This window comes from Micromonospora sp. NBC_01655 (assembly GCF_026339755.1).
Classification (GTDB): Bacteria; Actinomycetota; Actinomycetes; order Mycobacteriales; family Micromonosporaceae; genus Micromonospora.
This window is the reverse complement of the sequence record NZ_JAPEQF010000001.1, coordinates 2,504,316-2,527,965: the sequence shown is the minus strand read 5'-3', so window position 1 is coordinate 2,527,965 and position 23,650 is coordinate 2,504,316. Positions and strand designations below refer to the sequence as shown.

Annotated in this window: 22 protein-coding genes; all 22 read right to left on the bottom strand. The window is 74.5% G+C overall.

Features of this window, described 5'->3' with window-relative positions:
• Positions 1 to 68: 68 nt before the first annotated feature.
• Entirely contained in the window at positions 69 to 1,058 is a 990-nt protein-coding gene (locus OOK41_RS12005) for a hypothetical protein (RefSeq protein WP_266264626.1), read from the bottom strand.
• 43 nt (positions 1,059 to 1,101) lie between these two features.
• Positions 1,102 to 2,046, bottom strand: coding sequence for an RluA family pseudouridine synthase (locus OOK41_RS12000; protein WP_266264624.1), 945 nt, complete (start codon positions 2,044 to 2,046; stop codon positions 1,102 to 1,104).
• Positions 2,043 to 2,657, bottom strand: coding sequence for a signal peptidase II (gene lspA, locus OOK41_RS11995; protein WP_117668985.1), 615 nt, complete (start codon positions 2,655 to 2,657; stop codon positions 2,043 to 2,045). The genes OOK41_RS12000 and lspA overlap by 4 nt, the downstream gene beginning before the upstream one ends.
• A 62-nt stretch (positions 2,658 to 2,719) precedes the next feature.
• Positions 2,720 to 3,139, bottom strand: coding sequence for a TraR/DksA family transcriptional regulator (locus tag OOK41_RS11990; RefSeq protein WP_117668865.1), 420 nt, complete (start codon positions 3,137 to 3,139; stop codon positions 2,720 to 2,722).
• Between the two features lie 224 nt (positions 3,140 to 3,363).
• Positions 3,364 to 4,869: a potassium/proton antiporter gene (locus OOK41_RS11985; protein ID WP_266264623.1), complete on the bottom strand. Its 1,506-nt coding sequence runs from the start codon at positions 4,867 to 4,869 to the stop codon at positions 3,364 to 3,366.
• 22 nt (positions 4,870 to 4,891) lie between these two features.
• A complete protein-coding gene (locus OOK41_RS11980) occupies positions 4,892 to 5,191 on the bottom strand; it encodes a DUF167 domain-containing protein (RefSeq protein ID WP_117668867.1) in 300 nt (99 codons plus the stop codon).
• A gap of 6 nt (positions 5,192 to 5,197) precedes the next feature.
• Positions 5,198 to 5,914, bottom strand: a complete 717-nt coding sequence (locus tag OOK41_RS11975; protein ID WP_117668868.1) for a hypothetical protein — start codon at positions 5,912 to 5,914, stop codon at positions 5,198 to 5,200.
• A 73-nt stretch (positions 5,915 to 5,987) separates the two neighbouring features.
• Positions 5,988 to 6,788 carry a DivIVA domain-containing protein gene (locus OOK41_RS11970; RefSeq protein ID WP_117668869.1) on the bottom strand — a complete coding sequence of 267 codons (801 nt, stop codon included), beginning with the start codon at positions 6,786 to 6,788 and terminating at the stop codon, positions 5,988 to 5,990.
• Between the two features lie 52 nt (positions 6,789 to 6,840).
• The gene (locus OOK41_RS11965; RefSeq protein WP_117668870.1) at positions 6,841 to 7,140 is read right to left on the bottom strand and encodes a YggT family protein; all 300 of its coding nucleotides are present in this window, start codon (positions 7,138 to 7,140) and stop codon (positions 6,841 to 6,843) included.
• A gap of 29 nt (positions 7,141 to 7,169) precedes the next feature.
• Entirely contained in the window at positions 7,170 to 7,880 is a 711-nt protein-coding gene (locus tag OOK41_RS11960) for a cell division protein SepF (protein WP_117668871.1), read from the bottom strand.
• 192 nt (positions 7,881 to 8,072) lie between these two features.
• Positions 8,073 to 8,819 carry a YggS family pyridoxal phosphate-dependent enzyme gene (locus OOK41_RS11955; RefSeq protein WP_266264619.1) on the bottom strand — a complete coding sequence of 249 codons (747 nt, stop codon included), beginning with the start codon at positions 8,817 to 8,819 and terminating at the stop codon, positions 8,073 to 8,075.
• Between the two features lie 9 nt (positions 8,820 to 8,828).
• Positions 8,829 to 9,944, bottom strand: coding sequence for a cell division protein FtsZ (gene ftsZ, locus OOK41_RS11950; protein ID WP_117668873.1), 1,116 nt, complete (start codon positions 9,942 to 9,944; stop codon positions 8,829 to 8,831).
• Positions 9,945 to 10,218: 274 nt separating this feature from the next.
• Positions 10,219 to 11,037: a cell division protein FtsQ/DivIB gene (locus OOK41_RS11945; RefSeq protein WP_117668874.1), complete on the bottom strand. Its 819-nt coding sequence runs from the start codon at positions 11,035 to 11,037 to the stop codon at positions 10,219 to 10,221.
• Entirely contained in the window at positions 11,034 to 12,515 is a 1,482-nt protein-coding gene (gene murC, locus OOK41_RS11940) for a UDP-N-acetylmuramate--L-alanine ligase (RefSeq protein ID WP_266264616.1), read from the bottom strand. Before murC ends, OOK41_RS11945 begins: the two co-directional genes overlap by 4 nt.
• A gap of 142 nt (positions 12,516 to 12,657) precedes the next feature.
• Complete coding sequence (gene murG, locus OOK41_RS11935) at positions 12,658 to 13,764, bottom strand: undecaprenyldiphospho-muramoylpentapeptide beta-N-acetylglucosaminyltransferase (protein WP_117668876.1); 1,107 nt, start codon at positions 13,762 to 13,764, stop codon at positions 12,658 to 12,660.
• On the bottom strand, positions 13,764 to 15,170 hold the full coding sequence (locus tag OOK41_RS11930) for an FtsW/RodA/SpoVE family cell cycle protein (protein WP_266267789.1): 1,407 nt from the start codon (positions 15,168 to 15,170) through the stop codon (positions 13,764 to 13,766). Before OOK41_RS11930 ends, murG begins: the two co-directional genes overlap by 1 nt.
• A gap of 292 nt (positions 15,171 to 15,462) precedes the next feature.
• Positions 15,463 to 16,599, bottom strand: coding sequence for a phospho-N-acetylmuramoyl-pentapeptide-transferase (gene mraY / locus OOK41_RS11925; protein ID WP_117668878.1), 1,137 nt, complete (start codon positions 16,597 to 16,599; stop codon positions 15,463 to 15,465).
• On the bottom strand, positions 16,596 to 17,996 hold the full coding sequence (murF, locus tag OOK41_RS11920) for a UDP-N-acetylmuramoyl-tripeptide--D-alanyl-D-alanine ligase (RefSeq protein WP_266264614.1): 1,401 nt from the start codon (positions 17,994 to 17,996) through the stop codon (positions 16,596 to 16,598). Before murF ends, mraY begins: the two co-directional genes overlap by 4 nt.
• Positions 17,993 to 19,555 (bottom strand): UDP-N-acetylmuramoyl-L-alanyl-D-glutamate--2,6-diaminopimelate ligase, encoded by a 1,563-nt coding sequence (locus OOK41_RS11915; protein WP_266264612.1) that lies wholly within the window; start codon positions 19,553 to 19,555, stop codon positions 17,993 to 17,995. Before OOK41_RS11915 ends, murF begins: the two co-directional genes overlap by 4 nt.
• Positions 19,556 to 19,607: 52 nt before the next feature.
• On the bottom strand, positions 19,608 to 21,827 hold the full coding sequence (locus OOK41_RS11910) for a penicillin-binding protein 2 (RefSeq protein WP_266264609.1): 2,220 nt from the start codon (positions 21,825 to 21,827) through the stop codon (positions 19,608 to 19,610).
• Between the two features lie 3 nt (positions 21,828 to 21,830).
• Positions 21,831 to 22,433: a hypothetical protein gene (locus OOK41_RS11905; RefSeq protein ID WP_117668882.1), complete on the bottom strand. Its 603-nt coding sequence runs from the start codon at positions 22,431 to 22,433 to the stop codon at positions 21,831 to 21,833.
• A complete protein-coding gene (rsmH, locus tag OOK41_RS11900; RefSeq protein ID WP_266267788.1) occupies positions 22,433 to 23,530 on the bottom strand; it encodes a 16S rRNA (cytosine(1402)-N(4))-methyltransferase RsmH in 1,098 nt (365 codons plus the stop codon). The genes OOK41_RS11905 and rsmH overlap by 1 nt, the downstream gene beginning before the upstream one ends.
• Positions 23,531 to 23,650: the final 120 nt, after the last annotated feature.

Sequence of the window (23,650 nt, the reverse complement as noted above, 5' to 3'; positions counted from 1 at the left end):
GCCTGACAGGCTACGAACGAAACCCTATTCGGACCACACCGGTCCGTGCACATCCTGATCCGTCTTTGTCACCGGGGCACCGCCGCCGGGCCGCCGCCGGCCGTATCCGGCGAGGTCGCGGCGCTCGGCGCGACCTGTCCGGCCGACGCCGGGCCGACGGGCGGTGACGACGCCGCGACCTTCGGTGCCGCTTCCGACGTTTCGCCCACCCCCGGCACCGGCCCGGTGTCGGCCGGCGGGCGGGCCACGTCGCGCTGTTCGGGCAGCGGCGGGGTGACCACCGCACGGTCCAGCCGGCGCAGCTCGGGGGCCGGGTCGACGGCCCGGATCCGGGGCCGGCCGGCCAGGTCCCGCAGCGCCTCCGGCGTGCCCCGCACCACCGCCGCGTACACGCAGGCACACCCCGCCCGGTACGCCGCCGCCTCGCCCGCCGCGACCCGCGCCCCGGTCTCGTACCCCCGGCGCAGCTCGGGGTCGGCGGCGCCGGCGGCCCGGGCCCGCTGGTCGATGGCCTCGCGGTCCTTGCGGTCGGCCACCCCGGCCAGCCCGGCGGTCACGTCCTGCGGCAGCCACTGGACCGCCAGTCGGACGATCTCGGTCTGCCGGCCGGGCAGCGGCGCCCGGGCCACCACCTCCGCGACGGACACGCCGTCAAGCAGCGCCGGCAGCCCGCCCGGGGCGACGTACGCCGAGAACGCCACCAGCGCGTACGTGCCGGCCGGCGACCCTGCGGCCGGCAGGGCGGCCAGCTCGGCCTCGGCGGCGCGCAGGTAGCCGGGGATCGGGTCGCCCGAGGCGATCCCGACCCGGGTCACCTCGCCCACCGTGCGGTCCCCCGCCGGCCGGTCCTGGCGGCTCGCCCATCCGGCGGTGAGCAGCACCGCCGCCACCGCCGCCACCGCGGCCGAGGTGAGCCAGCGGGGCAGCCGGCGGGCCGCTGCCGGCACGGCCGGACCGGCGGCGGGGCCGGACGCGACGGCCGGCCCGGGGTCCGGGACCGGCAGCGGCTGGTCGTCGCGCGGCTGCTGGTCGGACTGCGGCGGTTCGGCAGCGCGCACCGGGGCGGTCCCCCTCGTCGGATGAGTCTCGGCGGACGTCGGGTCAGTCGCGGAGGATCAGCAACGCCCGTTCCAGGTCGGCAGGGTAGTCGCTGACGAAGGTCACCTCGTCACCCGTCCGCGGGTGCAGGAAGCTCAGCGACCTCGCGTGCAGCCACTGCCGGTCCAGGCCCAGCCGGGCGGACAGCGTCGGGTCCGCGCCGTAGGTGAGATCGCCCACGCAGGGGTGCCGCAGGGCGGAGAAGTGCACCCGGATCTGGTGGGTCCGCCCGGTCTCCAGCCGGACGTCCAGCAGGCTCGCCGCCGGGAACGCCTCCAGCGTGTCGTAGTGGGTGACGCTGGGCTTGCCGCCGGAGACCACGGCCCACCGGTAGTCGTGGTTCGGGTGCCGGTCGATCGGGGCGTCGATGGTCCCGCGCAGCGGGTCCGGGTGGCCCTGCACCACGGCGTGGTAGCGCTTCTCCACCTCGCGGTACTTGAAGGCGCGCTTCAGCGCGGTGTACGCCTGCTCGCTCTTGGCCACCACCATGATCCCGGTGGTCCCGACGTCGAGGCGGTGCACCACGCCCTGGCGCTCGGCGGCGCCGCTGGTGGAGATCCGGTGCCCGACGCCGGCCAGCCCGCCGATCACGGTCGGTCCGGTCCAGCCGGGGCTGGGGTGGGCCGCCACGCCCACCGGCTTGTCCACCACCACGATGTCGTCGTCGGCGTACACCACGCGCAGGCCGGGAACCGCCTGCGGCACCACGGTCGGCGGGGCGACCGGGGCGGGCAGCGTCACCTCCAGCCACGAGCCGGCCTTGACCTTGTGCGAGTTGGGCCGCGCCGCGCCGTCGACCAGCGCGTCGCCGGCGTCGACCAGGGCCGCGGCGGCGGTGCGGGAGAGCCCGAAGAGCCGGGACACCGCCTGGTCGAGCCGCATCCCGTCCAGGCCGTCCGGCACCGGCAGGGACCGCTGGTCGCCGCCCGCGGCGAACGCCGCGGTCATGCCCGCTCCCGCTGCGCGGCCGGGGCCTCGTCGGCGGCCTTGTCCTTGCCGAGCCGGGAGCCGTCGCGCTGGCGCCCGGTGAGCTCCAGCGCCACGGCCAGCACCACGCCGCAGACCAGCGAGCTGTCGGCCAGGTTGAACACCGGCCACACCTGGCCGTACGGGTCGAAGAGGCTGATCATGTCGACCACGTGGCCGACGAAGTGGCCGGGAGCGCGGAAGATCCGGTCGGCCAGGTTGCCCAGCGCCCCGCCGAGCACCAGGCCGAGCGAGACCGCCCAGGGCAGCGAGCGCAGCCGCAGCGCCATCCAGCCGATCCAGCCGATCACCGCGGTGGTGATCAGCGGAAAGACCCAGGTGTGGTCGGCGCCGATGCTCCACGCCGCCCCGCTGTTGCGGGTGAGGCTGAGGTAGACCGCTCCCCCGAGCAGCCTCACCGGCTCCCGGTCGCTGAGCGCGAGCAGGGCGAAGTGCTTGGTGAGCAGGTCGGCCAGGAACGCCACCAGGGCGACCGAGACGAGGATCACGATCGCCCGGCGCCGGGCGAGAGGCCCACTCCCGCCCGGCTCGGCGGTGCGGGTCTCGGACCCGGCGGGCGGTGTAGCCGTCATCTGCTCCCCATCGACGCTCTCGGCGGTGATCACTCACCGTCCTGATCGGCCGGGGAGCGAGGTCAGCGCCGCTCCTCCAGCTGCTTGCACTTCACGCAGAGGGTCGCCGACGGGAAGGCGGCGAGCCGCTCCACCGGGATCGGGTCGCCGCACCGCTCGCACCAGCCGTAGCCGCCCTCGTCGAGCCGCTCCAGCGCCCGCTCGACCTGCGCGATCCGTTCCCGGATGCTGTTGGCGAGTGAGATCTCCTGCTCCCGCTCGAACGTCTTGGTACCGGTGTCGGCCTGGTCGTCCCCGGCCGAGTCCGTCAGCCGGTCGCGCTGCAGCTCGGTGATCTCGCTCAGCGTCTGATCGTACTCGGCGCGCAACTCGTCCCGCCGGGCCGCCAGGGCCGCCCGGATCTTGTCGGTCTCCGCGGCGCTGCGGGTGGCCTTGGCCACCGGCTTGCGGCCGGCGGTCCTGGTGTCGGCTGGCTTCGCCATCGTCGCTCCCTCGCGCCGCGGCGCCGCGGCGCTGCCGCGGCCCCTGGACAGGGGCCGCCGGCCTGGCGCCCCCAGGTAACAAAACGGGCGCACGGCAGCGATCGCCGTGCACTCCGGAGGTTGGCAAGAATACGGAACGTACAGGCGTCCGACAACGTGCCGCACCGCCGCCCCGTCATTCCGCCCCGAAAAGCCCTTAATTGGGCAAAAGGAACGCTAGCAGATCAACCGTCGCGATCCTCGCCGTACTCGCCAAACCACCGAGCCAGGCGCCCCCGGCGGCTGACCGCGCGCAGCCGCCGCTCGGTGGCGTCCCGCACCCCCGCCGTCGCGACGATCAGCAGGCTGTCGCCGGCCTTCAGCCGGGTGTCCGGGCCGGGCACGAAGCCCGCCCCGTCGCGCAGCACCAGGGTCACCGAGGCACCCGCCGGCAGCCGCAGCTCGTCCACGTGCACCCCGGCCAGCCGCGACTGCGCAGGCACCTCGAGTTGCAGCAGGTCCGCCCGCATCCGCTCCAGCGGCGCGATCTCCACCCTGATCTCCGCCGGCTCGGCGGGCGCGGTCACCCTCAACCAGCGGGCGGCCGGGGCGAGCGTGCCGGCCTGGAGCAGGGTGAAGATGACCACCAGCACGAAGACCGCGTCGAAAAGCCGCTCCGCCCCCGGCACCCGCTCCGACAGCGGGATGGTCGCCAGCACGATCGGCACCGCCCCGCGCAGCCCGGCCCAGGACAGGAACGCCTGGTCACGCAGGCCGAACCGGAACGGCCAGGCGGACACCGCCACCGACAGCGGCCGGGCGGCCAGCACCAGCGCCAGCCCGGCGACGACCGCCGGCAGCAGCGCCGCGTCCAGCCGACCCGGCGAGGCCAGCAGCCCCAGCAGGACGAACAGGCCGATCTGGGCCAGCCAGGCCAGCCCGTCGGCGAAGCCGAGGATGGCCTGCCGATGCGGCAGCCGGGCGTTGCCCAGCAGCACCCCCGCGACGTACACGGCCAGGAAGCCGGAGGCGTGCAGCACCGCGCCCGCCGCGTACGCGAGCACGGTGAAGCCGACCGCCGCGATCGGGTACAACCCTGCCGAGGGCAGCGCCGCCCGGCGCAACGCCGCCCGGCCGGCGAACCCGACGCCCAGCCCGACCACGGCGCCCACCCCCAGCTCGTAGCCGAGCAGCAGGCCCTCGTACCACCACGGGTGGGCGGCATCGGTGGCCGAGCGGGACAGCAACACCACCAGCAGCACCACCGGGGCGTCGTTCATCCCCGACTCGGCCTCCAGGGTGGCGACCAGCCGGGGCGGCAGGCGCAGCCGGCGCAGGGTGGCGAAGACGGCGGCGGCGTCGGTGGACGAGAGCACCGCGCCGTAGAGCATCGCCAGCCGCCAGTCCAACCCGAGCAGCAGGTGCACCGACAGGCCGACCACCAGGATGCTCACCACCACCCCGACGGTGGACAGCGCCGCGGCCAGCCCGAGCACCGGGCGCAGGGTGCTCCACCGGGCGGTCAGCCCGCCCTCGGCGATGATCACGATCAGGGCGCAGAAACCGAGGGTGCGGGTCAGCTCGACGTCGTCGAACCGGATGCCCAACCCGGACTCGCCGATCGCCACGCCGAGCGCGAGGTAGACCAGGAGGCTCGGCACGCCCAGCCGGGTGGAGAACCGGACCGCGCCGACGGCCACCAGCAGCACCGCGGCGCCGAGCAGCAGTGCCAGGTCGAACCCGGGGGTCATGCCGACCCGGGACGGGCAGCCGTCACCGGTCGGCCCCGTCGCGCAGCCGGCGCAGCGCCTGCGCCAGCTCCGGCGGCGGGCGCTCGACGAGGAAGAGCTTGTCCCGGCTGGCCGCGCCGGCCCGCAGCGACACGGCCGCCGGCCGGACGCCGAGCGCGTCGGCCAGCGCCCGCCGGGCCGCCTCGGTGGCCCGGCCGTCGACCGGCGGGGCGTTCACGGCGATCACCAGGGCCGGCCCGTGCGGGCCGTCGTGCCGGCCGCCGACCCGGGCCCGGGCGGCCCCCGGCTTCACCCGCACGGCGACGGTGAGCGTGTCGTCCATCGGGGGTCAGAGCGGCCGGGCGTCGGCGAGCAGGAAGGTGTCCGGCGCGCAGCGGGCGCACGGGGTGAAGCCCAGCCGGACGGCCTCGGCCACCGGCAGCGGCTCGGCGTCACGGCCGAACAGGTGCGGGCAGTCGGCCAGGTGGTAGCGGGGGCGCCCGTCGACGACCTGGACCTCGGCGTCGAGCCGGGCGACCAGCGCGGCGTCCGGCGGGGACACCCGCAGCGCGGGCGGCTCGTCCGGCGGCACGGCGACCTGGTCCGGGTCGGCCGGGCCGGCGTACGGATCGTCCTGGTCGGCGTACGGCTGCCCGTCGAAGGACAGGTCGTGCGGGCCCTCGGCCGGGTACGGCTGCCCGTCGGCGGGCGGGACGTGCGGGTCCTCCCCGACGGCCGACGAACCGGGTGATTGCCGCCACCCGGTGTCGTCGGCACCGCTCGTCGTAGGAACGTGCTGGACCGGGATGTCCGGTCCGGCCGGAGTGGGTTCCCCGGCCTCCGGGTCGTCGCCGGCCGGTCGCCGGCGGGCCCGGTGGGCGTCCGGGTCGGACCGCCCGGCTGCCGCCCGGGTGGCGGCTGCCTGGCGGGCACCGACCACCAACGCGACGGCGGCCAGCAGGCTGGCCGCGATGGAGGCGGCCAGCAGCAGGCTGGAGCCACCGGTGAGGCCGACCACCAGAAGCACGACGGCGACGAGGATGAGCAGCAGGCTTGCGACTATCACGGCTCACCCCCGCCGCGTCGGATTCAGGTGGGCGCGGTCGGCGGTCGTCCCCACGACGACCGCCGCACCGGAATCAGCGGCCCGACTCCAGAGCGCCGGAACGACCGCCGCCGTACGAGCCGGCGAGGCCGGCAGCCGCGAGGCCGTTGCTGCCCCCCACGGCCCGGTTGCCCTCGCGGGTCATCTCGGCCTCCAGGCCCTGGCCCCGGCCGTCGAGGTCGCGCAGCTGGCTCTCCAGGTACGCCTTGAGCCGGGTGCGGTACTCCCGCTCGAACTGCTTGAGCTCCTCGATGTGCTTCTGCAGCGCGGTGCGCTTGGCGTCCAGGCCGCCCATGGCCTCCTGGTGCCGCTGGCGGGCGTCGCGCTCCAGCGCGTCGGCCTTGGCGCGCGCCTCGCGGGTGACCTCCTCGGCCTTGGAACGGGCCTCGGAGAGCAGCTGGTCGGCCTCGCGACGGGCGTCGGAGACGTGGTCGTCGGCGGTGCGCTGGGCCATCATCAGCACCCGCAGCGCCTGCTGCTCGCCGTCGCCGGTCGCGGTCGCGCCGCCCTGGGCGCGGACCTGCTCCAGCTCCGCCTGCATCGCGCGGGCGGCCTGCTCGGCCGCCGCCTTGTCGCGCTGCACCCGGTCGAGCTGGGCCTTGACGTCGTTGAGCTCGGCGGCGAGCCGGGCGTCGCCGCCGGGGCCGGCGGGGGCACCGCCACGACCACCGCGCTCCACCTGGGCGCGCAGCTCGTTGTTCTCCTCGATCAGACGGGCAAGCTCACGCTCGACCTCGTCCAGGAAGGCGTCGACCTCCTCCTCGTCGTACCCCCGCTTGCCGATCGGCGGCTTTTTGAAGGCGACGTTGTGGACGTCGGCCGGGGTCAGCGGCATCGAAACTCCTCGGGTCAGTTGCGGCCGCGTAGCGGGCTGGACCTGCGGGTGTTCACCCTAGGATCAGCCGCTTCAACACGAACTCCATCAGCACGAACAGGATAACCAGGAGCACAAGGGAGGCCAGGTCGATGCTCACGGTACCAATTCGCAGCGGAGGGATCACACGCCTCAACGCCTTGAGAGGCGGATCAGTGACGCTCCACACGGATTCCAGTCCCGCCGTCGCTCCCCGCCCCGGCTGCCAGCGGCGGCCATAGGCAAGGACCGCGCTGAGGACAAACCGGGCCAGAAGAATGATCAGGAAGACATACAGAATCAGGTACAGGACTTGCAGCAGGATCGACAACACAGCAGGCGACGTCCCTCGGTCGGGCGGGGCTAACTCAGGCTGAAGAACCCGCCCTCGGCAATCTTGGCCTTGTCCTCCGCGGTGACCTGGACGTTGGCCGGTGAGAGCAGGAACACCCGGTTGGTCACGCGCTCGATCGTACCGCGCAGGCCGAACGCCAACCCGGCGGCGAAGTCGACCAGTCGGCGGGCATCCGCCTCGTCCATCTCGGTGAGATTGATGATCACTGGTACGCCGTCGCGGAAGTGCTCCCCGATCGTGCGGGCCTCCCGGTACGTGGTCGGGTGCAGCGTGGTGATCTGGTACCGCTGCTCCTCCTCGGCCGGCGCCACCCGCTCCCGGCTCTGCGACTGCGGGGCCAGGGCCAGGTTGTCCCGGGTGTGGTAGGTCAGCGCGCCCGAGCCGTCGCCGGTGGAGTTGCGGGTGATCGACCGGACGCTGGACCGGTCGGGGCGCTCGCGCTCGACCCGCTCCGGCCGGTCGGACTCGGCCCGGTCGCCGTCCAGCGGGCGGCTCGCGGAGCGCTCGGTCAGCCGACCCCGCTCCCCGGCCCGGGGCCGGGGAGCCGGCGGCTCGTCGGCCTCGTCGTCATCGTCGTCGGCGAACTCCTCGGCGTACCGGCCCTGCCGGTAACGCGACTCGCGGTAGCCACCCTTGTCGTAGCCACCGTCGTCGTAGGCCCGCTCGTCGTCCTCCTCGACCAGACCGAGCCAGACCCCCGCCTTGCGCAGTGCACCCATCCCGCGCCCTTCCGTCCGCCGTGCGGCACGCGCCCCCGTGCCGTGTCGCTTCTCGCGAGTGGACTACCAACTGCCCACCGGACCGGAGCGGCAATCCCCGGCCCGCGATTCGCGGTCTCGGGCCCTGCCCCCTGACAACGGGACGCCGCTCCTGAAACAACACTGATGTAATTTGCTTCTCTCGCGGTCAGGCTACCGCAGCGTGGAACGCATTCCGAGCAACGCGCTGCCGACGCGGACATGTGTCGCGCCGTACTCGATCGCGGTTTCCAGGTCGCCGCTCATTCCGGCGGAGAGGGCGACCGCCTCCGGATGGGCGGCCCGGAACTCCCGCGCCACCTCGGCCAGCCGGGCGAACGCCCGCTGCGGCTCCCAGCCCAGCGGGGCCACCGCCATCAGCCCGGCCAGCCGCAGCCCGGCCGCGCCGGCGACCGCCTCGGCCACCGGCCCCAGCCCGGCGTCCGGATCGGCGGAGCCCGGCAGCGCGCCGCCGCGGGCCGGGTCGCCGTCGATGCTGAGCTGGACCAGCACGTCGAGGGGTCGTTCCCGGCCGGCCGCCGCCGCGGCGCCCAGCGCCCGGGCCAGCCGGGCGCTGTCGACCGACTGGACGACGTCGGCGTACCGGACCACCGAGCGGCACTTGTTGCGCTGCAACTGCCCGATGAAGTGCCACCGCGGGGTCACCCCGGCGGCGGCCACCTCGGCGGCCTTGCCGGCGGCCTCCTGGTCCCGGTTCTCCCCCACCTCGGTCACCCCGAGCCCGGCCAGGACCAGCACGTCGGAGGCCGGGTAGGTCTTGGTGACCGCGACCATGGTGACCTCGGACCGGTCCCGCCCGGCGGTCGCGCAGGCATCGGCGATCCGGGCCCGGACCTGGGCCAGCCCGGCCGCCAGCTCGGCCCGGCGGTCCGGGCGCACGGTCGGCTTCGCGTCGGTCATCGCCGCTGGTCAGGATCCGTTCTTGAGGAAGTCCGGCACGTCCACGTCGTCGAAGAGCACGCGGCGCGGCGACTGGGTCGGCGCCGGCATGGTGGTCTGGGGCGGCACCGGCGCGGCGGGCTGGGCCGGCTGGTTCTGGTTGGTCTTGCGGCCCGGCTCGGCCGCCTTGTACGCCGGGGTGCCGCCGTCGAAGCCGGCGGCGATCACGGTGACCCGCACCTCGTCGCCGAGCGCGTCGTCGATGACCGCGCCGAAGATGATGTTGGCGTCCGGGTGGGCCGCGTCGGTGACCAGTTGGGCCGCGTCGTTGATCTCGAACAGGCCCAGGTCGGAGCCGCCGGCGATGGAGAGCAGCACGCCGCGCGCGCCGTCCATGCTCTGCTCCAGCAGCGGGCTGGAGATGGCCGCCTCGGCCGCCTCCACCGCGCGGTTCTCCCCGCGGGCGCTGCCGATGCCCATCAGGGCGCTGCCCGCGCCGCTCATCACGCTCTTGACGTCGGCGAAGTCCAGGTTGATCAGACCCGGGGTGGTGATCAGGTCGGTGATGCCCTGGACACCGGAGAGGAGCACCTGGTCGGCGGTGCGGAACGCGTCCATCATGCTGATGTTGCGGTCGCCGAGCGCCAGCAGCCGGTCGTTGGGGATGACGATCAGCGTGTCGCACTGGTTGCGCAGCTCGTCTATCCCCGCCTCGGCCTGCACCTGGCGGCGCTTGCCCTCGAAGGAGAAGGGCCGGGTGACCACGCCGATGGTCAGCGCGCCGAGCTTGCGGGCGATGTTCGCCACCACCGGCGCGCCGCCGGTGCCGGTGCCGCCGCCCTCGCCGCAGGTCACGAAGACCATGTCGGCGCCCTTGAGCACCTCCTCGATCTCGTCGCGGTGGTCCTCGGCGGCGTTCTTGCCCACGTCCGGGTTGGCGCCCGCGCCGAGTCCGCGGGTCAGCTCGCGGCCGACGTCCAGCTTGACGTCGGCGTCGCTCATCAGCAGCGCCTGCGCGTCGGTGTTGATCGCGATGAACTCGACGCCCTTGAGCCCAACCTCGATCATCCGGTTGACGGCGTTGACGCCGCCGCCCCCGATGCCGACGACCTTGATGACCGCCAGGTAGTTGTGCGGAGGTGTCATCTCCGGTCCTTTCCCTTCGAGATTGGCATGGGCCGACCCCACACGGCTTGGCCAGACCAGCGTCGACAGTCAGCCTGTCCCTACGAGGCCGAGAGCTGAACCCTCACCCTCTACTAGAGGCTTACAGTTATGTCAACCACTGATCCTCTTCGGGGCAACGTAAGCGGCCCCACGCCCGGAGCCAAGGACCCGCCCGGCGTGTCGCCGCCAGGAGAGGGCCACGCCTCACCGCCGCGCGCCACCGGCCACCCCGGACGGGCCGCTGACCGGCCAGTCACTTGAAGGTGACCACGTCCGGGGCGCTGACGTCGATCGTGTCGGCCTCACGACCGAGCAGGGCGGTGGCCACCCGGGCCTTGTCCGCGCCCCGGGTGGCGTCCCCCCAGACCACGGTCCGGTCGCCGGCCAACCGCAGGCTGATCCGGGCCAACCCCGCCACGGTCACCTCCACCAGTTGCCCACGTAGCTGCGGGGTGAGCGCGGCCAGTACCTCCAGCCCGGCCCGGGTGCCCGGGTCCTCCGGGCCCGGCCGGCCGACCCGCACCACCGGCAGGCCGTCCGGCGGCCGAGGCAGGGACCGGAAGACCACCCCGGACCGGTCGACCACCGCGAACGCGCCGCCCTGCGGCACCGCCGCCACGGGCGTCCGCTCCACCACCCGCACCACCAGCGTGCCCGGCCAGTCCCGGGTGACCGTCGCCTGCTGCACCGGGGCCAGCGCGCCGATCCGCCGGGCGGTGCCGGCCAGGTCCACCCGGGCCAGCGGGAAGTCGTCCGGTACTCCGGCGGCCTCGCGGACCTCCACGGGGCTGACCAGCTTGGCGCCCTCCACCCGGACCTCGCGCACCCCGAGCAGGCCGGTGCCGAACACCGTCCAGGCCACCAGCGCGACCACGACGAGCACCCCGGCGGCCACCGCCCAGGGCAACGCCGCGCGCATCCGGCGCTGCCGGGCCCGGGCCATGAACCGCCGCGCGGACGGCGGCACCGCGTCGGTTCCGGCCCGGACCAGCTGCCAGCGGCGCACCGGCCCGCGCCGGCCGCCGCCCGGGTCCGCGCCGGTGGTACGCCCGCGCGCCGGACCGGGGCTCATCCGGTGGTGGCCGCCGAGCCGTCCGGGTCGACGGCAGGGCCGACGCCGGCGGCGTCACGGGCGCGGGCCGACAGGGCGTCCAGGAGCTGGTCGCCCATCAGCGAGATGGGCGGCGCGCCCATGGTCACCACCACGTCGCCGGAGCGGGCCCGGCGGGCCACCTCCACCGGCGCGTCGTCCCAGGAGTCCGCGAAGACCTTCCGGTCGGCGGGCAGCGGCACGGCCTCGATCAGCGCGGCCGAGCCCTCGCCGGGCTGGCGCAGTTCGCCGGGGCCGAAGACCTCCAGCAGCACCAGCTCGTCGGCGATGCCCAGCGCCGCGGCGATCTCCGCCTGGAGGTCCCGGGTTCGGTAGAGCCGGTACGGCTGGAACACCACGATCAGCCGACCCGCGCCGGCCACCTCGCGCAGCGTCTGCAACGCCAGGGTCATCGAGGTCGGATGGTAGGCGTACTCGTCGTAGACCAGCACCCCGTCGGCGACGCCCTTGCGCTCGAAGCGCCGCCGCACGCCCGGGAACGACCCGAGCGCCGCCTCCGCCGCCTCGACCGGCAACCCCAGCAGGTACGCGGTCAGCACCGCCGAGGCGCTGTTGAGTCCCATGTGCCGCCCCGGCACCGGCAGCCGGATCTCGCCCAGCGAGCGGCCGTCCACCTCGGCCAGGTAGCGCACCCCCTGAGCGGACGAGACGATCTCGCTCAGCCGCAGGTCGGCGTCCGGCGCCTCGCCGTACGTGTGCACCCGGCGCCCCTCGGCCCGCAGCGTCTCGGCCAGCCGCCGCCCGCCCGGGTCGTCGGCGCAGGTGACGATGAACCCGTCGGGGTCGGTGAGTCGGGCGAACTCGGCGAACGCCGCCTCCAGGGTGGCCAGGTCGCCATAGGTGTTGAGGTGGTCCGCCTCGATGTTCGTGATGACCGAGACGTACGGGCGGTAGATGAGGAACGAGCGGTCGCTCTCGTCCGCCTCGACCACGAAGTGCTCGCCGGTGCCGTGGTGCGCCCCGGAGCCGACCTCGGAGATCTCCCCGCCGATCACGAAGGACGGATCGACCCCGGCCTGCTGGAGCACCATCGTCACCATCGAGGTGGTGGTGGTCTTGCCGTGGGTGCCGGCCACCGCCACCGTCCGCCGGCCGGTCATCGCCGCGGCCAGGGCCTCGGAGCGGTGCAGCACCCGCAGCCCGCGCCGGCGCGCCTCCACCATCTCCAGGTGGTCCTGGGGGATGGCCGAGGAGTAGACGACGGTGTCGACGCCGTCGAGGTTGGCCGGCTCGTGGGTGGAGTGGATGGTCCCGCCCAGCGCGCGCAGCCCGGCCAACGACGGCCACTCCCGCAGCTCGCTGCCGGAGACCGGCAGGCCCCGGGTCAGGAACAGCCGGGCCAGCCCGCTCATCCCGACCCCGCCGACCCCGATCAGGTGGATCCGGCCCAGGTCCTCGGCGGTCAGCGTGCCGGCCGGGGTGAACTGCGCGGTGTTCATGACGGGTACCTTCCGGTCTCGACGGTCGGCCCGCTCACGGTGCCTCCCTTGTTCGCGACTGCGGGGCTCGCAAGCTCACTCCTCGCGCTCACCGTGCCTCCCTTGTTCGCGACTGCGGGGCTCGCAAGCTCACTCCTCGCGCTCACCGTGCCACCGCCTCGTAGACGAAGTTCAGCAGCGCCTCGTCGCCGTCGCGCCGCCCGTAGGCCGCCGCGGCGGCGCCCATCGCGGCGAGCCGGTGCGGGTCGCGGATCAGCGGAATGATCGTGCCCTCCACCCAGGCCGGGGTCAGCTCGGCGTCGTCGACGAGCAGCCCGCCGCCGGCCTCCACCACGGGCAGCGCGTTGCGCTTCTGCTCCTGGTTGCTGTGCGGGTACGGCACGTAGACGGTGGGCAGGCCGATCGCCGCGACCTCGGCACAGGTCATCGCCCCGCCCCGGCCGAGCATCAGGTCGGCGGCGGCGTAGCCGATCTCCATCTGGGACAGGTACGGCAGGGTCACGTACGGCACCGGCAGGTCGGTGGGGACCGGCACCGGCTCGTTGCGGGCGCCCATCACGTGCAGCACCTGCACCCCGTGCCGGGCCAGCTCCTTGGCCGCCCCGGCCACCGCGAGGTTGATCGAGCGGGCACCCTGCGAGCCGCCGGCGACGAAGAGCACCGGCAGGTCGGGGCGGAGTCCGAAGTGGGCGCGGGCGGCGGCGGCGTTGGCGGCCCGGTCCAGCCCGGCGATGCCCCGGCGCAGCGGCACGCCGACCACCCGGGCGTCGCGCAGCACCTCGGACTGGGCCGGCTGGTGCGGGAAGCCCACCGCGACGTTCTTCGTGAACTTCATCCCGAGCCGGTTGGCCACCCCCGGCGGCACGTTCACCTCGTGGATGACGATCGGCAGCTCACGCCGCCACGCGGCGAGGTAGCCGGGCACCGAGACGTACCCGCCGAAGCCGACGACCACGTCGGCCCGGACCTCGTCGATCACCCTGCCCGCCGCGCGGGCCGCCTTCCACATCCGGTCCGGGGTGCGGACCAGGCTCATGTTCACCGACCGGGGAAGCTGGTACGCCGGGATCTGCCGCAGGTCGTAGCCGGCCGGCGGGATCAGCTCGTTCTCCAGGCCCTTCGGTGTGCCGAGGCAGGTGATCCGGACGCCCGGGTCGTGTCGGCGCAGGCAGTCGGCGAAGGCGAGCAGCGGGTAGATGTGGCCACCCGTGCCCCCTCCGCAGAGCACCACCGAACGCAGCGGACCCATCAGCGTCTCCTCTCGCTCGCCGACCCGCCCCGGGCCCGGTCGGGCCGGGCGGCGCGGGATGCGGCCTGGTCGTCCTCGCGCCGCGCCCGGGACCGGGGTACGGACCCACGGTCCGCCGGCGGCGGCGCCGGACGGCGGCGCCGGACGGGAAGCGGCGGCAACGGGGCCCAGAGTAGTCGGACCCATCGGGCGGGTGGACGCGCATGCAGGGCTCGGGCCGCGTCGGGTTCCGCGCGGGCGAACGACGCCAGCATCCCGATCGCCGCCAGGGTCACCACCAGGGCGCTTCCGCCGTCGGAGATGAACGGCAGCGGCACACCGGTCATCGGCATCAGGCCGATGACGCCGCCGATGTTGATGATCGCCTGGCCGACCAGCCAGGTGGTCGCCCCGGCCGCGGCGAGCCGGCGGAACGGGTCCTCCACCCGGCGGGCGATCCGCAGCCCGGTGTAGCCGAGCACCGCGAACAGGGTGATCAGCACCATGCAGCCGACCACGCCCAGTTCCTCGGCGAGGATCGCGAAGATGAAGTCGTTGTGCGCCTCGGGCAGCCAGCCGAACTTGAGGCTGCTCTTGCCCAGCCCCACGCCGAACCAGCCGCCGTGCTCGATGGCGTTGCGGGCCTGGGCCGTCTGGTAGCACCAGGTCTCGAAGCACTCCACCGGGTCGGGCGGGTTGAAGAACAGGGTGAGCCTGGCCAGCCGGTAGTTCTCCTCCCCGCGCGCCCCGGACCCGGCGCCCAGCGAGGCGGCGGCGACCAGCAGGCCGATGCCGACCAGTCCGATCACCGACAGCACCGCGAACACCTTGGCCCGCACCCCGGCCGCCCAGAGCAGGCCGACGACCAGGGCGAGCAGGCAGAGCATGGTGCCGACGTCGTTGTAGCCGACGAGCACGAACAGCAGTGCGACCACCGGGAACAGCGGGGTGGCCAACTCCTTCCACCAGCCCAGCCGGGCGCCCTTGCGGGCCAGCACGTCGGCGCCCCACAGCACCAGCGCGAACTTCGCCAGCTCGGAGGGCTGGAGCTGGATGCCGCCGACGAACAGCCAGAGCAGGTCGGCGCGCAGCGGCCCGACCTGCTCCACCTCGAAGAACGAGTTCAGGGCGAGCAGCAGGTTCAGCACCAGCAGCAGCGCCACCGCGACCCCGAGCGCGATCCGGGCGACCGAGCGGTAGGTGCTCGCCGGCAGCCGCTGGCAGAGCCAGAACGCCACCACGCCGATCACCGCGAAGATGGCCTGCTGGGTGAGGTCGGCGAAGGCGTTGCCCACCTCGGCGTAGTTCTTCACGCTGGTCGCCGAGAAGACCATGGTCAGGCCGATCACCAGCAGCAGGCCGGCGCTGGAGATCAGCAGGTAGTACGAGGCCAGCGGCCGGGCCAGCAGGCCGCGCAGCGCGGCCAGCCCGCCGGCGGCGTCCAGGCCGAACGCCGGGCCCACCGCTGGCGGGTCGGCGGTGCGCTCCGCCCCTGCGGCCCGCCGCGGCTGGGTGTCTGTCGTCGTGCCGGTACCTCGGTCCTCCCCCACCCGCCCATCATCGCGAATGCGGCCGGCCCGTTCCCGCCGAACGCCGTGGTCGGCGTGTCGTACCGCCGAAAGGAGACCCCTGCCATCGCGGTCCGCGCGACAAAGGATCTCCTTTCCGGCTCCCCGGCCGGCCCGCCGCGCCCGACGGGCGGTCGGCGACCCGGGCGGCTCAGCCCATCGCGGCCAGGAAGTCGCTGTAGAACAGGCCCAGCGCGATGGCCACCCCGATCCCGGCGATGATCCAGAACCGGACCACGATGTTGACCTCGCTCCAGCCGGCGAGCTCGAAGTGGTGCTGCAACGGCGACATCCGGAACACCCGCTTGCCGGTGGTGCGGAACGAGATGATCTGGATGACCACCGACATGGTGATGATCACGAACAGCCCGCCGATGATCGGCAGCAGCAGGATGGTCCGGGTCGACATCGCCATGCCGGCGATCAGGCCGCCCAGGCCCAGCGCCCCGGTGTCGCCCATGAAGATCCGGGCCGGCGAGGTGTTCCACCACAGGAAGCCGACGCAGGCCCCGGCCGCCGCCCCGGCGATCAGCGCGATCTCCAGCGGATCCCGGACGGTGTAGCAGTAGTTGTTCGGGTTCGCCGTGTACGCCGGGTCGGCGCACCAGTGCCGGTACTGCCAGAACGCGATCAGCGCGTACGCCGCGAGGACCATCACCGACGCGCCGGTGGCCAGGCCGTCGAGACCGTCGGTGAGGTTCACGCCGTTGGTCGCCGCCATCACCACGAAGATGAAGATGACCACCGCGCCGATCTTGCTGATGTCCAGGGCGGGGATGTCCCGGATGAAGCTCAGCGTGCTGGCACCCACCGTCTCGGTGTTGGTGGCCGCGCCGCTGGCGTCGGTCATGCTGCTCGGGAAGTACAGCGCGACGATGCCGAAGATCGCACCGACCAGGATCTGCCCGGCCAGCTTGCCCCGCTTGTTGAGCCCGCCGCTGTGTCGCTTGCGGACCTTGAGGAAGTCGTCGATGAAGCCGACCGCGCCGGAGAACACCATCAGGCCCAGCAGGACCAGCGCCGTGATCGTCGGCTCGACCTGGGCGATCTGCGCGTCCGGCAGGGTGGTCAGGGCCAGGTGCCCCGCGACGTACGCGATGACGGTGGCCAGGATGAAGACCACGCCGCCCATCGTCGGCGTGCCCTTCTTGCCCTCGTTGCTGGCGAGCCCGAGGTTCGATCGGATCGGCTGGCCGGCCTTCAGCCGGGCGAACACCTTGATCGCGATCGGGGTGCAGAACAGCGAGACGAGGAACGCCACCCCGATGGCGATGATCACCGCCCTCATGCGGCGGCCCCCTCGCCCGTGGCGTCGACGCGCAGCGCGTCGGCCACCTCCCAGGTGCGGTACCGGGAGCCCTTCACCAGGACGACGTCGCCCGGTCGTAGTTCGCCCCGCAGCACCTCGACGGCCGCCGCCTGATCGGTGAGCAGCACCGACTCTCCTCCCCAGTCCTCTACCGCTGTCGCGCCCTCATGGATCGGCGCCGCCGGCTCGCCCACCACGAGCAGCCGGTCCACCCCCAGGCCGGCCGCGAGCCGGCCGACCTCCAGATGCCCCCCCCGTTCGTACGGCCCCAGCTCGGCCATGTAGCCGAGCACCGCGACCGCCCGCCCCCCGCCACGCATGCCGGCCAGCGCCCGCAGCGCCACCGCCATCGACGCCGGGTTCGCGTTGTACGAGTCGTCGATCACCGTCACGCCGTCGGGGCGCTCGAAGACGTCCATCCGACGGGTGGAGACCAGACCCAGCTCGCCCAGCGCGGTGGCCAGCTCGGCCAACGGCATGCCCAGCTCCCGGGCCACGGCGGCGGCGGCGAGGGAGTTGGACACCTGGTGCCGGCCGGTCAGCCCGAGCCGCACCGGCGCGCTCCCCTCCGGGGTCACCAGGGTGTACGACGCCCGGCCCCGCCCGTCCAGGGTCACGTCTTCCGCCCGGACGTCGGCGTGCGCCGCCTCGCCGTAGCGGACCACCCGGGCCCGGGTGCGCCCGGCCATCGCGTCGACGAGCGGGTCGTCGGCGTTGAGCACCGCCAGCCCGTCGGCCGGCAGCGACTCGACCAGTTCCCCCTTGGCCAGCGCGATGTTCTCCACCGAGCCGAACTCGCCGAGGTGCGCCACGCCGACGTTGAGCACCACGGAGATCCGGGGCGGCACCACCTCGCACAGGTAGCGCACGTGCCCCACCCCCCGGGCGCCCTTCTCCAGCACCAGGAACCGGGTGTCCGGGCCGGCCTGCAACGCCGTCCACGGGTGTCCCAGTTCGTTGTTGAACGACCCGGGCGGTGCCACCGTGGGGCCGAGCCGGACGGTGAGCTGGGCGATCAGGTCCTTGGTGGTGGTCTTGCCGGACGAACCGGTCAGCCCGATGACGGTCAGGTCGGGCAGCCGGTCCACCACGGCCCGGGCGAGCCGGCCCATCGCGTCGAGGGCGTCGGCGACCAGCACCATCGGCACCCCGGGCACCTCCCGGGTGCCGAGCACGGCGACCGCGCCGGCCGCGACGGCCGCGACGGCGTAGTCGTGCCCGTCCACCTGCTCCCCGGGGAACGCCACGAACAGCGCGCCCGGCCCGGCCTTGCGCGAGTCGAACTCGACCGGCCCGGTGACCCGGGCGGCCGGGTCGGCGGCGAGCAGCCGGCCGCCGACCGCCCCGGCCACCTCGGCCAGCGTCAGCGGGATCACCGCTGCCCCGCCAGGTCCCCGAAGCGGGCGCGCAGCGCGTCCGCCAGCTCGGTCCGGTCGTCGAACGGCAGCACCTCGCCGGCCACCTCCTGCCCGCGCTCGTGCCCCTTGCCGAGCACGGCCACCACGTCGCCCGGGGCGGCCAGTCGGACCGCCTCGTCGATCGCCGCCCGCCGGCCGGCCACCTCGACGATGCGCGCCGGCGCGCCGGCCCCGTACGCCCCGGCCAGCACCTGCGCCCGGATCGCGCCCGGGTCCTCGGTGCGCGGGTTGTCGTCGGTCACCACCACCACGTCGGCCCCCTGCGCGGCGGCGGCACCCATCACCGGCCGCTTGCCCCGGTCCCGGTCGCCGCCGGCGCCGATGACGCAGATGAGCCGCCCGGCGCTCAGCTCGCGCAGCGCGGCCAGGGCCGCCACGATCGCGTCCGGCTTGTGCCCGTAGTCGACCACCCCGCGCACCGGGCCGACCGTGGAGACCAGCTCCAGCCGGCCGGGGACCCCGCCGCAGGCGGCCACCCCGGCGGCGGCGGTCGCCGCGTCCACCCCGGCGGCGACCAGCACGGCGATGGCCAGCAGGGCGTTGGCCACGTTGTGCCGACCGGGCAGCGCCACCCCGGCCGGCACGGTCAGCCCGCCGGGGCCGTGGGCGACGAACCGCTGGGCGTAGCCCTCGCCGTCGACGTCGCTGGCGTACCAGGTGGCGGTCGGGTCGCCGGCGGCCGAGTAGCTGACCGTGGCGGGCCTGAACAGCGGGCGCAGCGCCGGGTCGTCGTGGTTGAGCACCTCGACCGCGCAGCGCCCGTCGAAGAGCTGCGCCTTGGCCGCGAAGTAGTCCGCCGAGTCGGCGTGGAAGTCCAGGTGGTCGGAGCCGAAGTTGGTGTACCCGCCGACGGTGAACCGCACCCCGCCGACCCGGCCCATCGCCAGGGCGTGGCTGGAGACCTCCATCACCAGCGCGGTCACGCCGCGCTCCCGGGCGGCGGCCAGCATGGCGTGCAGGTCGGTGGCCTCCGGGGTGGTCCGCACGCTGTCGACCACCAGGTCGCCCAGCCGGGTCTCCACCGTGCCGATCAGCCCGGTCACGTGGCCGGCGGCGCGCAGCCCCGACTCGACGAGGTAGGCGGTGGAGGTCTTGCCGGCCGTGCCGGTGATCCCGATGACGGTCAGCCCGGCGGTCGGGTCGCCGTAGACGGCGGAGGCGAGGCCACCGAGCACCGCGCGGGGGTCGGGCACCACCAGCGCGGGCAGGCCCGCAGCGGCCACCGCCGGGGCGCCGGCCGGATCGGTCAGGGCGGCCACCGCGCCGGCGGCCACCGCGCCGGCGGCGAACTCCGCGCCGTGCCGGCGGGCGCCGGGCAGCGCGGCGTACAGGTCGCCGGGGCGGACCTCCTGGCTGGCGTGGGTCACCCCGGTCACCGTGACGTCGGCGGCGCCTGGCGGCGGCTCGACGGCGAGCCGGTCGGCGAGATCGCCGAGCCGGAGTCCGGTCACGGTACGGGGGCGTGGATTGCCGGGCACGGCGTCAGACCCTACCCGGTCGTCCGGTCCCGACCGCACAGCCGCCCCGGTGGTTCGTCCCCACTCACCGATGATGTCCCCCCGCGCCTGGTCAGCGCGGAAAGACCTCGAACTTGGGCGGCTTGGCCGCCGACGGGGGAACCCGGTACCGGCTGAGCGTGAAGCCCATGATCTCGCGGAAGGCCGGCGCGGCGACCGCCCCGCCGCCGCCCCCGGGGCTCCACACGAAGACCGCCACCACGAACCGCGGGTTGTCCGCCGGGGCCATCCCGATGAACGAGCCGACCTCCCCGGGCTGCTGCTTGCCGTCGACGTAGCGGATGCCCGTGCCGGTCTTGCCGGCCACCTGGTAGCCGGGCACCGCCGCGGCGAGCCCGGTGGCCCCGTCGACCGTGGTGACCGCCTGGAGCATGGTCCGCAGCGCCGCCGCGTTCTGCGGGCTGAGCACCGAGCGGGTGACCGGCGCCTTGCCCGGGGTACGGCTGCCGTCCTTCCCGCTGATCACCTCTTTGATCAGGTGCGGCTGCACGTAGGTGCCGTTGTTGGCGATCGCGCCGTACGCCGCGGCCATCTGCAGCGGGGTGGCGTCGACGCTGTGCCCGATCGGCACCGACCCGTACGACGACTCGCTCCACTGCTCGGCGGGGAGCAGCCGGCCGCTGGCCTCGCCCGGCATGCCCTCGCCGGTGGGCTGGCCGAGCCCGAAGCGCTTCTGGTAGTCGATCAGCCGGTCCGGGCCGAGCTTGCCGGCGATCTCGATGGTGCCGACGTTCGACGAGTACGCCAGCATCCCGGCGAGGCTCATCTTCTGCCCGTTCGCCGGGTGGGTGTCGCGGAAGGTGGTGTCACCCCTGCGGATGGTGTCGGCGATCGGCAGCGCGGTGTCCGGCGTGACGACGCCCTCCTGGAGCGCCGCGCCGAAGGTGATCGCCTTGTGGATCGAGCCGGGGTCGACCACGAAGCTGGTGGCGGCGTCCTCCCGGTCGGTGGGCTCGCTCTCGTCGGGCTTCGCGGCGTTGTAGGTGGGGTGGCTGGCCTGGGCCAGCACCTCCCCGGTGTGCGGATCGAGCACGATGGCGACGCCGACGCTGCCCTGGGCCTTGACCATCTGGCCCCGGAGCACCTGCTGCGACTTGAACTGGAGGTCCCGGATGATGGTCAGCTCCAGGGAGTTGCCCGGCTTCGGCGGGGTGGTTCTGCTGTAACCGCCCGGAATGGGGGCGCCCAGGTCGCCCTGCCCGACCTCGTACACCCGGCGGCCGTTCTCGCCGCGCAGCAGGTCGTCGTAGCGGGCCTCCAACCCCTCCAGGCCGACCATGTCCTGGCTGGTGAAGCCGAGCAGGTTGGCGGCCAGGTCGGCGCCGGGCACCTCGCGCCGCTCGTCACGGTGCACGCCGATGCCGGCCAGGTCCAGCGCCATGATCTTCTTGGCGGTGGGGATGGACACCCCGCGCGCCAGGTACTCGAACTGGGAGGCGCGGCCGTTCTCCCGGGTACGCGGCTTCATCCGCGCGGCCAGCTCGGAGGCGGGCAGGCCGAGCAGGGGCGACAGCGCCCGGGCGGTCGCCGTGCGGTTCTTGACCCGGGTGGGGTCGGCGAAGACGTACCGGGCCTCGACGCTCTGCGCCAGCGGGGCCCCGGTGCTGTCGTAGATCGCGCCCCGGGGGGCGGGCAGGTCGACCCCGGTCAGCCGGCCTGCCACCCCGCCGCCGGCGTACGCCGGGGTGTCGACGGTCTGGAGGACGACCAGCCGGATGCCGATGGCGGCGAACAGCGCGAGGACGAGCAGGGTGCCCAGGCGCAGCCGGCGCCGGGGGTCGGCCAGCCGGGGCGGCTTGCGCGGCTTGCGCGGCGCGCGCCGGGCGGCGGGCCGGTCCGGGCGGCGCGGGCCGGGCCGGCGACGCGGCGCGGGTGGGGCGTCGAAGTCGTCGTCGGGCAGCGCCCGGGACGGTCGGGCCTGGACGGTCCGGACCACCCCGGAGCGCCCGGTCGGGGCGCTCTCCCGCCGGCCCGCGCGGGTCGCGCCGGCCCGGCCGCCGTCGAGCACCTGCAACGCCGGCCGGAACGGGTCGCCGCCGGCCCGGGTGCCCCGGGGGGTACGCCGCTGCTCGGCGCCCCCGGCGCTCGGCCGGCCGAGCGCGCCGCGCTCCTCGCGGATGGTCCGCCCCCGGGGGGTGTACGCCCGCGCGTCGGAGATGCCCCCCACGCCGGGCTCGCCGGAGCGCGGCTCGCCCCGCCCGCCCGTCGAGCGCGACGAACCGCGCCGGGAGCCCGTGGGGTCCCGGCGCGGTTCGTCCGATCTCGGCGGCACCGGCTATCCTCCCGCGCCCTGCTGGCTGGTCACCGAGGGCTGGCCGTTGGCGGGCTGCGGCACGCCGATGATCCGGCCGTCCGGCAGCCGGATGTACGCCGGCTCCTCGGCCTCGACCATGCCCAGCCGCTTGGCGGCGGCGGTGAGGTTGCCGGGGGCCTTCGCGTCGGCGATCTCCTTCTTCAACTGCTGCTCGTCCACGTCGAGCTTCGCCTGCTGCTGCTGGAGCCGCTCGATCCGGAACGAGTTCTCGTTGATTTTGGTGTTGACCAGCAGGATGCCGAGCACCCCGCCGACGACCAGCACCAGGATCAGTGCGACGAACGGCGCCCGCGGCACCGACACCGGCGGCGGCGGGGCGACCCGCAGCCGCGGCGACGGGGTTGCTGCCGGGCTGGTCCGCTCGGCCGGGCGCAGCGCGGCGCTGCCGCTGGTGGGGAACTCGCGCGCCCCCCGGGCGCGAGTCTCCCGCTGCCGGTCGAGCCGGCCGGCCCCCGCCGCCGGAACCCCGGTCCGCGTGGTCCGCTGCGCCGCGGTCCGGCCCCCCGACCGCGGTGCGCGCTGCCCGACGCCGGTGTCCCGGCCGTCGCGCTTGTCAACGTTCATCATCCCTCCCCCTCTTCGTCCGTCCCTGCGTCGTCGTCTCGCGCCGGCCGGGGATCCGCCGATCCCGCCGACCCCGGTTGGTGCATCGCCCGGACCCGCCGGCGGGACCGTTCGCGGTCGGCCCGCCCCTGCTGCTCCGCCTCCGGGTCGATCCGTTCCGCGGCCCGCAGGCGCACCGAGGCGGCGCGCGGGTTCGCGGTGACCTCCGCCTCCCCGGGCAGCTCCGCGCCCCGGCTGAGCAGCCGGAACGTCGGACCGAACCCGGGAAGTTCGACCGGGAGGTCGACCGGGCCCTTGCTGCGGACCCGGTCGGTGAGGGCCGCCTTGGTGAGCCTGTCCTCCAGCGAGTGGTAGGACAGGACCACCATGCGACCACCCACGGCGAGCTTGTCGAGTGCGGCCGGCAGCGCCGTCTCCAGCGCTGCCAGCTCCCTGTTTACCTCGATCCGTAAAGCCTGAAACGTTCTCTTGGCCGGGTGTCCCCCGGTTCGTCGGGCTGGTGCCGGGATGCTCTCCCTGACCAGCTCGGCCAACCGCGCCGACGAGGTGATCCGGGCCCGCTCGCGCTCCCGGATGATCGCCGAGGCGATCCGCCCGGCGAACTTCTCCTCGCCGTACACCCGCAGCACCCGGGCCAGGTCCGGGTGCGGGTAGCTGTTGACCACCTCCTCGGCGGTCACCCCACGGGTCTGGTCCATCCGCATGTCCAGCGGAGCGTCCTGCGCGTAGGCGAACCCGCGGTCGGGCGCGTCCAGCTGGAGCGAGGAGACGCCCAGGTCGAACAGGACGCCGTCGATCGCCGGGTAGCCCAGCCGGCCCAGCACCTCGGGCAGCTCGTCGTAGACGGCGTGTTCGAGGTGGACCCGGTCGGCGAACCGGGCCAGCCGGACCCGCGCGTGCGCGAGGGCCTCGGTGTCCCGGTCCAGCCCGATCAGCACCGTGCGCGGATGCCGTTGCAGCACCGCCTCGGCGTGACCGGCCAGGCCCAGCGTGGCGTCGACGTGGATCGTGCGGTCGCCCCTGTCCAGCGCGGGGGCCAGCAACTCGAGACACCGCTCGAGCAGCACGGGCACGTGCGTGCCGCGAAGCTCCCCCATGTCGACCCCCACTGGTTGAATCGTCCGTTTCTCTCCGCGCCTGCCGTCGCCACGACGCCTCCGTCGTACCGCCAGATCCCCATCCGCTCCCGCCCGCCGGAGGCCGCGGCCCTCCGATGA

Excerpts from the sequence above, each read along its gene's own strand:
- OOK41_RS11970 (WP_117668869.1), bottom strand. The coding sequence starts at position 6,788 with ATGCCGCTGACCCCGGCCGACGTCCACAACGTCGCCTTCAAAAAGCCG.
- OOK41_RS11960 (WP_117668871.1), bottom strand. The coding sequence starts at position 7,880 with ATGGGTGCACTGCGCAAGGCGGGGGTCTGGCTCGGTCTGGTCGAGGAG.
- OOK41_RS12000 (WP_266264624.1), bottom strand. The coding sequence starts at position 2,046 with ATGACCGCGGCGTTCGCCGCGGGCGGCGACCAGCGGTCCCTGCCGGTG.
- ftsZ (WP_117668873.1), bottom strand. The coding sequence starts at position 9,944 with ATGACACCTCCGCACAACTACCTGGCGGTCATCAAGGTCGTCGGCATC.
- OOK41_RS11945 (WP_117668874.1), bottom strand. The coding sequence starts at position 11,037 with ATGAGCCCCGGTCCGGCGCGCGGGCGTACCACCGGCGCGGACCCGGGC.
- OOK41_RS11955 (WP_266264619.1), bottom strand. The coding sequence starts at position 8,819 with ATGACCGACGCGAAGCCGACCGTGCGCCCGGACCGCCGGGCCGAGCTG.
- mraY (WP_117668878.1), bottom strand. The coding sequence starts at position 16,599 with ATGAGGGCGGTGATCATCGCCATCGGGGTGGCGTTCCTCGTCTCGCTG.
- murG (WP_117668876.1), bottom strand. The coding sequence starts at position 13,764 with ATGGGTCCGCTGCGTTCGGTGGTGCTCTGCGGAGGGGGCACGGGTGGC.
- murC (WP_266264616.1), bottom strand. The coding sequence starts at position 12,515 with ATGAACACCGCGCAGTTCACCCCGGCCGGCACGCTGACCGCCGAGGAC.
- lspA (WP_117668985.1), bottom strand. The coding sequence starts at position 2,657 with ATGACGGCTACACCGCCCGCCGGGTCCGAGACCCGCACCGCCGAGCCG.
- OOK41_RS11990 (WP_117668865.1), bottom strand. The coding sequence starts at position 3,139 with ATGGCGAAGCCAGCCGACACCAGGACCGCCGGCCGCAAGCCGGTGGCC.
- rsmH (WP_266267788.1), bottom strand. The coding sequence starts at position 23,530 with ATGGGGGAGCTTCGCGGCACGCACGTGCCCGTGCTGCTCGAGCGGTGT.
- OOK41_RS11980 (WP_117668867.1), bottom strand. The coding sequence starts at position 5,191 with ATGGACGACACGCTCACCGTCGCCGTGCGGGTGAAGCCGGGGGCCGCC.
- OOK41_RS11985 (WP_266264623.1), bottom strand. The coding sequence starts at position 4,869 with ATGACCCCCGGGTTCGACCTGGCACTGCTGCTCGGCGCCGCGGTGCTG.
- OOK41_RS11905 (WP_117668882.1), bottom strand. The coding sequence starts at position 22,433 with ATGAACGTTGACAAGCGCGACGGCCGGGACACCGGCGTCGGGCAGCGC.